This window comes from Microbacterium sp. lyk4-40-TSB-66 (assembly GCF_030209475.1).
Taxonomy (GTDB): Bacteria; Actinomycetota; Actinomycetes; order Actinomycetales; family Microbacteriaceae; genus Microbacterium.
This window is the reverse complement of record NZ_JARVRW010000003.1, coordinates 368,087-378,536: the sequence shown is the minus strand read 5'-3', so window position 1 is coordinate 378,536 and position 10,450 is coordinate 368,087. Positions and strand designations below refer to the sequence as shown.

Sequence of the window (10,450 nt, the reverse complement as noted above, 5' to 3'; positions counted from 1 at the left end):
CTCGGCGTCCGTTGTCGAGGAGCACCCCGATCGATGCCGGCGCGCTCGGCATCCGGAACGTCACGGCCGATCCCGGGAGTCGAGCACCGACCGATCGAAGGAACACGAACATGGCCGCGTGGCGTATCCGCGACTACCACGCCGACGACGTCGACGACATCCTCCGCCTCTGGGAGATCGTCACCGCCGACGGCACCGAACCGGTGTACAGCCTCTCCGAGGTCCTCGCCTCCTGCGCGAAGGACGTCGCGGTCGTCGCGGTGTCGGGCGAGCGCGTGGTGGGGGCGGCCGTCGGCCGCGCCGCGCACGCCCAGGGCTGGGTGGTCTTCCTCGCCACGACGGAGCACCACCGCACGAGCGGGCTCGGTGCGGCGCTCCTCGGCGCCCTCGAGGCGCGCATGGCGCCGCACGGCATCAGCAAGCTGTCGGCCCTCGTTCCCACCGGCGAGACTCCGGTCGACGCGTTCCTCGTGCAGGGCTTCGCGCCCCTGCACGACCTGCGGTACTTCGAGCGGCACATCCCCGTGCAGCGCGAGGAGTTGAAGCTGCTCGCCGAACTGGGCGGCCGCGTCCTCCCGCGGGGGCTGTGGGATGCCGTGGGCGGGATGACCGCCGAGAAAGACCTGCTCGAGCGCCGCGTCGTCATGCCCCTCGCGCATACCGAGCTCGCCGATCGCTTCGGGGTGGTGCCGCCGCGCGCGATCGTGCTGTTCGGTCCGCCCGGAACCGGCAAGACGACCTTCGCGAAGGCGATCGCGTCACGTCTGGAGTGGTCGTTCGTCGAGGTGTTCCCCTCGCGCCTCGCGGGGGCGCCCGAGGGCCTGGCGGGGGCCCTGCGGTCCACCTTCGCCGCGATCGCCGAGCTGGAGCACGCCGTCGTCTTCATCGACGAGGTGGAGGAGATCGCCTCGCACCGTCAGGGCGAGCCCCCCTCGCCGACGCAGGGCGTCACGAACGAGTTGCTGAAGATCATCCCGGCCTTCCGCGAACAACCCGGACGCATCCTCATCTGCGCGACCAACTTCATCCGCTCTCTGGATGCCGCGTTCCTGCGCCACGGCCGCTTCGACTACGTCATCCCGATCGGTCTGCCCGACGAGCAGGCGCGCACCGCGATCTGGCAGCGCTACGTGCCCGAGAGCGCCGTCGACATCGACATCGCCGATCTCGTGGTGATGAGCGAGGGCTTCTCGCCCGCCGACGTCGAGTTCGCGGCCCGTCAGGCCTCGCAGTCGGCTCTGGAGTCGGCGGTCGATGCCGGCGAACCCGACCCCGCGGGTCCGTACATGTCCGATTACACGGCCGCGATCGCCCGGACACGGGCGACGGTGTCGCCGGAGGCGGTCGCGGAGTTCCTGGAGGACATCACCACCGTCGGGCGGGTGTGAGACCGCCCGACGGCTGACACGCGCGATCTGCGGAAGAGCGCGCGATCCTCGCAGTTCTCTCCGAAGAAGATCCGAGGATCGTGCGCATCTGCGATGCAGGCGACTCGACCCCCGCGGGGCGTCGCCGCGCGGCGGGGTCTGGCCGCCGGCATCCACCGTGCACACCCGACCCCGGTGCGCAGATCGGCCTCAGGTCGGCATATCGGCGAGCGCCGCCTCCGTCGCGATCCGCACGGCATCCGCCGGGTGACCGAGGGCGCGATGGATGCCGACGACCTCGGCGACCGCCACGACCCCCGGGCCGCGCGCCTCGTCTGAGACGATCCCGGCGACCACCCGCACCGGCACACCGTGCGACTCGGCGAGCGCGAGCACGTGCCCCGGCCCCTTACCCGCGCGACTCGTGGCGTCGAACGCCCCCTCCCCGGTGAGCACGAGGTCGGCCGCGGCGACGGCGGCGTCGAGACCGAGCACGTCGGCGACGTATGCGGCCCCGTCGACGAGCTCCGCCCCCGCGGCGAACAGCGCCCCGGACAGGCCCCCCGCCGCCCCGGTGCGGGGAATTCCTCGCACGTCCGCCCCGAAGCGGGCGAGCCACTCCGCGGCATCCGCGTGGAGTCGGGCGGTGAGTCGCTCGACCAGCGCCGCGTCGGCCCCTTTCTGCGGGGCGAACACCCGGGCCGCATCGTCGAACGCCACGGTCGTGTCGGTCAGCACGACGACCCGCCCTGGCGCGAACGGCGCGAGATCGCCCAGGGCCTCGATCGCGCCGCGCCCGCCGTCGGTCATCGCCGACCCGCCCATGCCGACGACGATCCGGGCGGCCCCCGCGTCGATCGCGCGCGCGACGAGTTCGCCGACGCCGCGGCTCGTGGCGTCCCACGGATCGTTCCCCTCCGCTCCGCCCGCGAGCACGAGCCCGGATGCCGCGGCCGACTCGATCACCGCGAACCCGCCGTCGAGGCGCCAACGGGCCTCGACCGGGCGGCCGAGCGGACCGGTCACGGTGTCGCGGCGGTTCGCTCCCCCGAGCGCATCGAGCGTCCCGTCACCGCCATCGGCCATGGGGATGACGGCGACCACCGCGTCGGGCCACCTCTCGCGAACGGCACGTGCCATGGCATCCGCCGCTTCGCGCGCCGTCAGCGTGCCCTTGAACTTGTCGGGGGCGATGACCACGCGCATGACCCCACCCCTCCGCGGGCCGTTCTTCGGCCCTTCGGCTCCATCCTGCCCCGCGCCCGCCGACGAAGTCCGCGATCTCGGCCCGGATGCCACCCACGCGGCGACCGTACGCCGATCACCGATCCCGAGCCGCCGGCCCCGGGCAATGTCGGCGCACCCAACTAGACTGACTCCCGTCCGGCCCCTGCGATTCTTGGAGCTCAGCCGCGTGACCACCCCGAACCCTTCCGACGCCCGTACGGCCCTCGCCGACACCGTCGACAACGCGATCGCCACGCCCGAGAAAGAGCAGCCGTACGGCGCCCTCGGTCTCAAGAGCGACGAGTACGCCAAGATCCGCGAGATCCTCGGCCGCCGCCCCACCAGCGGCGAGCTCGCGATGTACTCGGTCATGTGGAGCGAGCACTGCTCCTACAAATCGAGCAAGACCTACCTGCGCCAATTCGGCCAGAAGGTCAGCGACGAGATGAAGACCCGCCTCATGGTCGGTATGGGCCAGAACGCGGGCGTCGTCGACGTGGGCGACGGCTGGGCTGTCACCTTCAAGGTCGAGTCGCACAACCACCCCAGCTACATCGAGCCGTTCCAGGGTGCCGCGACCGGCGTCGGCGGCATCGTCCGCGACATCATCTCGATGGGCGCGCGTCCGGTCGCGGTCATGGACCAGCTGCGCTTCGGCGCGATCGACCACCCCGACACCCCGCGGGTCGTCCACGGTGTCACGAGCGGCATCTCGTTCTACGGCAACTGCCTGGGCCTGCCGAACATCGGCGGCGAGACCGTGTTCGACGCGGTCTACCAGGGCAACCCGCTCGTCAACGCCCTCGCGGTGGGCGTCATGCGCCACGAAGACATCAAGCTCGCCAACGCCACCGGCGTGGGCAACAAGGTCGTGCTCTTCGGCGCCCGCACGGGTGGCGACGGCATCGGCGGCGCGAGCATCCTGGCATCCGACACCTTCGCCGACGGCGGACCCACCAAGCGTCCCGCGGTGCAGGTGGGCGACCCCTTCGCCGAGAAGGTGCTCATCGAGTGCTGCCTCGAGCTGTACAAGGACGACCTCGTCGAGGCGATCCAAGACCTCGGTGCCGCGGGCATCTCGTGCGCCACGAGCGAGCTCGCCGCCAACGGCGACAGCGGTATGAAGGTCGAGCTGTCGAAGGTGCTGCTGCGCGACCCCTCGCTGACGCCCGAAGAGATCCTCATGTCGGAGTCGCAGGAGCGCATGATGGCGATCGTGGCTCCCGAGAAGCTCGACGCCTTCCTCGCCGTCGTCGGCAAGTGGGACGTCGAGACGAGCGTGCTCGGAGAGGTCACCGGCGACGGCCGCCTCGTCATCGACTGGTACGGCGAGCGCATCGTCGACGTCGACCCCTCGACCGTCGCGGTCGACGGCCCCGTCTACGAGCGCCCCGTCGCCTACCCCACGTGGATCGACGCCCTGAACGACGACACCGCTGCGACGCTCCCCCGGGCGACGGATGCCGACACCCTCCGCGATCAGTTCACGACCCTCGTCGCGAGCCCGAATCTCGCCGACACCTCGTGGATCACGAACCAGTACGACTACTACGTGCTGGGCAACACCGCGCTGAGCTTCCCCGACGACGCCGGCATGATCCGCGTCGATGAAGAGACCGGCCTCGGCTTCGCGATCGCGACCGACTGCAACGGCCGCTACAACCAGCTCGACCCGTACAACGGCGCGAAGCTCGCCCTCGCCGAGGCGTACCGCAACGTCGCCGTCACCGGTGCCGTGCCCACGGCCGTCACCGACTGCCTCAACTTCGGCAGCCCCGAGAACCCCGAGGTCATGTGGCAGTTCAGCCAGGCCGTCGAGGGCCTGAGCGACGGCTGCCTCGAGCTCGGCATCCCGGTCACGGGCGGCAACGTCTCGTTCTACAACCAGACCGGTGACCAGCCGATCCACCCGACTCCGGTCGTGGGCGTTCTGGGCATCATCGACGACGTCGCCGCGCGCATCCCGAGCGGATGGCAGGACGCGGGTGAGAACCTCTACCTGCTCGGCACCACCGCCGACGAGCTCGACGGCTCGCAGTGGGCCGGCACGATCCACGACCACCTCGGCGGTCGCCCGCCTCAGGTCGACCTCGCGAAGGAGCGCAAGCTCGCCGAGCTCCTGCAGGCAGCGGGCTCGCAGTCGCTCGTCTCGAGCGCCCACGACCTGTCGTCGGGTGGCCTCGCGCAGACCCTCGCCGAAGGCGTCATGCGCTTCGGGGTCGGCGCGCGCGTGTGGATCACCGAGCTCATGGAACGCGACGGCGTGGATGCCACCGCCGCCCTGTTCAGCGAGTCGACCGGCCGCGTGCTGGTGAGCGTGCCCCGCGAAGAAGACGTGAAGTTCCGGGGTCTCTGCGACGGCCGCGGCTACCCGGTGCTGCGCATCGGCGTGACCGACGTCGAGCCGGGCACGGAGGCGGCGCTCGAGATCCAGGACGTGTTCACCGTGACCGTGTCCGAGCTGCGTCGCCTCTCGAACGAGACGCTGCCGGCGGTCTTCGGCCCCACTGTCACGGAGACCGTGGCCTGAGCCTTCGGTCGCGCGGTCCGCTCGGGCCGCGCGACGAGGAGCTCGACACCGATCCCGACCGCCCGACGAGAGGAGACGCGCGATGACCGATGACGACGACGACATGACCGTGTTCAGCGACAAGCGTCAGAAGCGCGTCAAGATCACCGCGTGGGTCGTGATCGGCGCGCTGGTCCTCACCGGCGGCGGCGCGACCGTCATCTCCCTGATCCTCGGCTGATCCTCTTCGCCCTCGCGTAACGGTTCGTCTTCTGTCGCCTGGCGGGCGCCTCAGCCACGCAGAACGACACCCTGTACGCCTTCTCGAGCGGGCTGAAGGTCAGTACTCCACGATCGGGCGCACCTCGACGGTGCCGTACAACGGTGCGCGCCGCGCGTAATCGGTGGGCCGCATCGAGGTCGGCGACGTCGAGCAGGTAGTAGCCCGACAGGGCACGCGAGGGCTCGGGCTCGGCATCCGGATGCCGTGAGATCGACGTCATCACCGCACGGGCGTCCTCGACCTCGGCGAACTGGCCCGATTCGCTCATCACCCCGTCGGCGCGCAGCGCCTGTTCGTACCGCATCCAGGCGGCGTAGTCCCCTTCCGCGTCACCGCCGTCGTAGCTCCCGTCGGACCACATCACGAGCATGACCTTCATGACGACCTCCCCCATCGCGTCGCCATCACTCTCGTCGCGGACGGCTGGGCGCACAAGGGACGTCAGGCCAGGGCTGCGAAGCGCTCGGTGCGCTCGACCGGGCCGATGACGATCAACAGGTCGCCCTCGCGGATGACGGATGCCGCGCCCGCGGCGCGCCATTCCCCATCCGCGCCGCGGATCTTCACGATCGTCACCCCGTGCCGCCGACGCACGGCCGACGCTTCCAGGGTCTGCCCGACGATCTCGCGCGGGGCCACCGTCTTGGCGACGACGAGATCCCGGTCGAATTCGACGTAGTCGAGCATGGCCCCGCGCACGAGGTGGGCGATGCGCCGGCCCATATCGGCTTCGGGATACACGACGTGCTCGATCCCGAGCTGCTCGAGGATGAGCCCGTGCTGCTCGCTGATGGCCTTCGCCCAGATCGACCGGGCGCCCATGCGCTTGAGCAGCGATGTCGTGAGGATGCTGGCCTGGATGTCGGACCCGATCCCGACGACGACCCGGTCGAAGTCGACGACACCGAGCTGCTCGAGCGCCGCCTGACGGGTGGAGTCGGCGCGCACGACGTGGGTGAGCACGCCGTTCAGCGACTGCACCGTGTCTTCGTCGGCGTCGATTCCGAGCACCTCGGTGCCGGAGCGGGCCAGCTCCGTGGCGAGGGCGCCGCCGAAGCGGCCCAGCCCGATGACCGCGATGGCCGAGGCGGAGTTGTTGCGCGACCGGCGACGGCTGAAGAAGGGGGACGGGTTATCCAATGATCGGACGCTCCTTCGGGAGTTCGTACATGCGCTTCTGCCGTGTCAACGCCAGGGCGGCGCCGAGCAGCACCGGACCGATGCGGCCGATGAACATGAGGGCGATGAGGATGAGCTGAGCAGCGTCGGGGAGGTCGGCCGTGATGCCCGTCGACAACCCCACTGTGGCGAACGCCGAGATCACCTCGAAGAACACACGGTCGAACTCGAACGGGCTCATCAGCATGATCGCGAGGGTCGAGCTGACGACGAGGGCGACCGCGAGGAGTGCCACCGTGAGTGCCTCGCGGTGCGTGGAGCGGGGCAGACGCTTGCCGAACATGTTCACCGCGGTGTCGCCCCGCAGTTCGGCCACGATGATGAACAGCAGCACGGCGAAGGTCGTGACCTTCAGACCGCCCGCCGTGCCGGCCGGACCGCCGCCGATGAACATGAGGATGTCGGTCACGAACCAGCTCTCGGGCAGCATCCCGCCGACGTCGATCGTGTTGAAACCGGCGGTGCGGGGCATGACCGACATCGTGAACCCGGCCAGGAGGCGCCCGGCCGGGTCGAGCGGGCCGAGCGTCCGGGGGTTCGACCACTCGAGAGCCGTCAGCGCGCACGCACCGAAGACGAGCAGCGTGAGGGTGCCGGCGATGACGGTGACGGTGTTGAGCGTCCAGCGCCGGGGGAAGCGGAAGCGTCGGCGCAGCTCCATGATCACCGGGAAGCCCAGGCCACCGAGGATGATGGCGAGGCAGATGGGCAGACAGATCCAGGCATCGGTCACGAACGACATGAGGTTGTCGCTGAAGAGCGCGAACCCGGCGTTGTTGAAGGACGACACCGAGTGGAACACCCCGAGCCACACCGCCCGACCGAACGGTTCGCCGTAGCCGAGGGAGAACCGGCCGACGAGCAGGGCCGCCACGACCGCCTCCACCACGAGGGTGATCAGCGCCACACCGATGAGCACGCGGCGCACGTCGCCGACCGCCACGGTGTGCGTCTCGCTCACGGCGGTCAGGCGCGTGCGCAGCCCGAGACGGCGCGCGACGAGCAGACCGAGGAGGGTCGCGAGCGACATCACCCCGAAGCCGCCGATCTGGATGAGCACCATGATCACGACCTGCCCGAACGGCGTCCAGAAGGTCGCCGTGTCGACGATCACGTGGCCCGTGACGCAGAGCGCGCTCGTGGCGGTGAAGAGCGCCTCCATGAATGTGGCCGGGCGTTCAGCCGTGGCGATGGGCAGGCTGAGCAGAGCCGTGCCGAGGGCGAGGACCACGGCGAAGGCCAGCACGATGACTCGTCCCGGGGTGAGTCGGAACATCCCACGGAGGACGTCGACTCGGGGGATCGCGCGCCGCCGGTTCCTCACTCCGAAACGATCTCACATGCGCGGGGCGGCCGTGGGGTGCGCCCTACGCCCGATATGCGAAGGAACCTCTCGACACCCAGCACCGTGTCGGTGGCCCGACGTAGCATGGGGGCGTGGAACCGCTTCTGGCCCTGTTCGCCGAGTGGTGGTGGATCGGCCCCGCCGCGGCCGGTGCGGGCACCGTCGGCTGGATCGGCGTGCGCCGCTCACGACAGCGCGCCCTCCCCGCGGGCACCACGACCACCACGGATCGCGCCGCACGGGCGTGGGCCTCTCGCCCGCTCAGCAAGACCGCCGCACGACGCCTCGAGCTCGACGCCGCTCAGCTCGACCTGCAGATGGCGCGCAACGCCGTGACCCGCGGCCGCGCCGACGTCAAGGTCGCCGACGCCGAAGCGGTGCGCGCGCAGGCGGAGCGGGCGGCATCCCGAGTCTCGAACGACGTCGTCACCGCCGCGCGCGCACGGCTGGTCGACGCGCAGCGCGACCTGCGGGCCGCGTCCGCCGAGGTGCGGGCACGACGGGCCGGCGTCAGGGCGGCGAAGGCGATGCTCCCGGCGATCCGCGCCGGCAGCGCGCCGCTCCCCGTCGTTCGGGTGCTCGCCGAACACGACGCGATCCTGACGCGATGGATGGCCTACGAGACCGATACGGCCCTCGCGATCGACTACCCCGTCATGACCGACCCGCGCTCTCCCCTGCTGGCCGAGTTCCTCCGCGCGCACGAGCGCGCCCAGTGGCTGCGCCCGGCGACGCCCCAGACGCGCCTCGAGCCCGCCGACTTCCTCGCCTACCGCGATGCCGTCCGCCGCGCCGGTCACGCATTCGACCGGGCCGAGCAGGCGGCTCGCCGCGGTGGCGAGCAGCCGAGCGTCGAGGGCACCGATGCGTGGAGCCGGGTGGCATCCGATCTCGCGGAGACGGCGCAGCGTGCCCTGGCTCGCTCGATGGAGTCGATGGGCCGTGCGGCGGCGCGCAACTGGAACGAGCGCGGCGCCAAGCGTCCGCAGAAGCGGGGTCCCGACCCCGAGCCCCGCGCGCCCCGCACCGGCGGGGAAGCCGGAGGCACCCCGTCGCGCACGAGTCCCGTCTGGCCCCCTCCCGCACGAGACCGGCCGAGACCGCCCACTTCCTGAGAGAGCGAGAGTCCAGCGGCGTAGCATGGCGCCGTGAACGAGTTCTGGACCTTCGCCGGGCAGTACTGGTGGCTCGCGTTCCCGATCTTCGGGATGACGATGGGCGCCATCAACGCGCGCGTGCGGCACCGCGAGGTCACCGCACGCCGCCGCCACCGCGAGCAGCTGGAGCTGCTGAAGGCCCAGGGAGCCGTCTCGGCGACCGCACCCGTGGCGGCGGTCACGCCATCGGCGGGCGAGCTCGGCGGCGCGCAGGGGCGCGTCGTCGCCGCGCAGGACGAGGTCACGCACCGCTGGCTCGAGTACGAGCTCGACGCGACCAAGCTCATCACCTATCCCGCGATGAGCGACGGGCGTCAGCCGCTCACAGCCGCGTTCCTGCGTGCCAAGAAGGCGGCCGACAAGCTGCGCCCCGACGAGGGCGAGACCCTCTCGCCGGAGCGCCTCAAGGAATACCGCGACGCCGTCACCGACTACGAGGTCGCCTTCGACGTGGCCGAGCGCGACGCCCGACGCGTGAAGGACGCCGCCTTCACCCCCGACGAACGCAAGCGTCTCGACACCGCCAAGCAGTTGCTCATCGTCGCGACCGATCAGGCCGCGACCCCGAACGAGCGCCAGCTGGCCTACCGCCGGGTGCGCGAGGAGCTCGACGGCCTGATTCTGCTCTCGGACGAAGCCGTCGACGTGCTCGAGAAGAAGGTCGCTCTGGAGCTCCCCCGCCAGCGCACCGCGCCGCCGTCCGAGACCGCGCCCGGCTCCGCCGCCTGAGCGCGCCCGCTTCGCCGCGGTCTGCGCCGTTCGGCGAGCAGCCGCACGCGCCGCGGAATCGGACGAGTCCAACAGATTCGGATGCCGAGGGCCGTGGCATCCGAATCCGGTGAGACCTTCCGATTCCGTTGCGCTCCCCCGCCCGCCCCCGCACGAATCTGACAGACGATCGCGGAGATCGCAGATTCCTCCGCGAAAGCTGCGAGATTCGCACGCATCTGCGAGCGGCCGCGCCCGGAACCGCGTCGTTCCGCAAGCGGCGGCACGCGTCGCAGAATCGGACGACCGAAACAGAATCGGATGCCGCGGGCCGTGGCATCCGGATCCGGTGACGTCGACCGATTCCGGGGACACTCCCCACCCGGCCGGTGCCGCGCCGGCGCCTCAGCGAGCCCGTCGGATGCGCACCGGCCCGCGAGCCGTCATCACGTCGACAACCTCGCCCTTCTGGGTCACCTCGACCTCGCCGAGGCCCACCAGCTCGTGCGCGGCGTCGCGCGCCGGCTGCATCAGGTCGCGCCAGTCGTCTCCGCCCACCGCGCGGGCGGCCTCGGAGGGGCAGATCGTCTTGTCGGCGTCGCGCGCGGCGAGCAGTTCGCGGATGGATGCCACGAGCCGCGGGTCTGCACCAGGTGACGGGGCCATCTGTCCAGT

10 protein-coding genes are annotated in these 10,450 nt (G+C 71.0%); 5 read left to right on the top strand and 5 right to left on the bottom strand.

Features of this window, described 5'->3' with window-relative positions; genetic code table 11:
• Positions 1–110 precede the first annotated feature (110 nt).
• On the top strand, positions 111–1,388 hold the full coding sequence (locus QRO03_RS06820) for an ATP-binding protein (protein WP_285136764.1): 1,278 nt from the start codon (positions 111–113) through the stop codon (positions 1,386–1,388).
• 189 nt (positions 1,389–1,577) lie between these two features.
• Here the strand turns inward: QRO03_RS06820 and QRO03_RS06815 are convergent, their stop codons facing one another.
• Entirely contained in the window at positions 1,578–2,573 is a 996-nt protein-coding gene (locus QRO03_RS06815; protein ID WP_285136763.1) for a glycerate kinase, read from the bottom strand.
• A 208-nt stretch (positions 2,574–2,781) separates the two neighbouring features.
• Between QRO03_RS06815 and purL the strand changes: the two genes are divergently transcribed.
• Together purL and QRO03_RS06805 are read left to right on the top strand one after the other, a co-directional pair.
• Positions 2,782–5,124, top strand: coding sequence for a phosphoribosylformylglycinamidine synthase subunit PurL (purL, locus tag QRO03_RS06810; protein ID WP_285136762.1), 2,343 nt, complete (start codon positions 2,782–2,784; stop codon positions 5,122–5,124).
• Positions 5,125–5,206: 82 nt separating this feature from the next.
• Positions 5,207–5,344 carry a hypothetical protein gene (locus QRO03_RS06805; protein WP_170210666.1) on the top strand — a complete coding sequence of 46 codons (138 nt, stop codon included), beginning with the start codon at positions 5,207–5,209 and terminating at the stop codon, positions 5,342–5,344.
• Here the strand turns inward: QRO03_RS06805 and QRO03_RS06800 are convergent.
• The 3 genes from QRO03_RS06800 to QRO03_RS06790 all read right to left on the bottom strand — a co-directional run bounded on the left by QRO03_RS06800 (position 5,322) and on the right by QRO03_RS06790 (position 7,811).
• On the bottom strand, positions 5,322–5,765 hold the full coding sequence (locus QRO03_RS06800) for a YciI family protein (protein ID WP_285136761.1): 444 nt from the start codon (positions 5,763–5,765) through the stop codon (positions 5,322–5,324). The genes QRO03_RS06805 and QRO03_RS06800 overlap by 23 nt on opposite strands.
• A 62-nt stretch (positions 5,766–5,827) precedes the next feature.
• The gene (locus tag QRO03_RS06795; protein ID WP_285136760.1) at positions 5,828–6,526 is read right to left on the bottom strand and encodes a potassium channel family protein; all 699 of its coding nucleotides are present in this window, start codon (positions 6,524–6,526) and stop codon (positions 5,828–5,830) included.
• On the bottom strand, positions 6,519–7,811 hold the full coding sequence (locus QRO03_RS06790) for a TrkH family potassium uptake protein (protein ID WP_285136759.1): 1,293 nt from the start codon (positions 7,809–7,811) through the stop codon (positions 6,519–6,521). Before QRO03_RS06790 ends, QRO03_RS06795 begins: the two co-directional genes overlap by 8 nt.
• Positions 7,812–8,002: 191 nt before the next feature.
• Between QRO03_RS06790 and QRO03_RS06785 the strand changes: the two genes are divergently transcribed.
• Positions 8,003–9,025 carry a hypothetical protein gene (locus QRO03_RS06785; RefSeq protein ID WP_285136758.1) on the top strand — a complete coding sequence of 341 codons (1,023 nt, stop codon included), beginning with the start codon at positions 8,003–8,005 and terminating at the stop codon, positions 9,023–9,025.
• A gap of 33 nt (positions 9,026–9,058) precedes the next feature.
• Complete coding sequence (locus QRO03_RS06780) at positions 9,059–9,796, top strand: hypothetical protein (RefSeq protein WP_285136757.1); 738 nt, start codon at positions 9,059–9,061, stop codon at positions 9,794–9,796.
• A gap of 384 nt (positions 9,797–10,180) precedes the next feature.
• Here QRO03_RS06780 and QRO03_RS06775 read toward each other — a convergent pair whose 3' ends face one another.
• Complete coding sequence (locus QRO03_RS06775) at positions 10,181–10,441, bottom strand: DUF3253 domain-containing protein (protein WP_285136756.1); 261 nt, start codon at positions 10,439–10,441, stop codon at positions 10,181–10,183.
• Positions 10,442–10,450 lie beyond the last annotated feature (9 nt).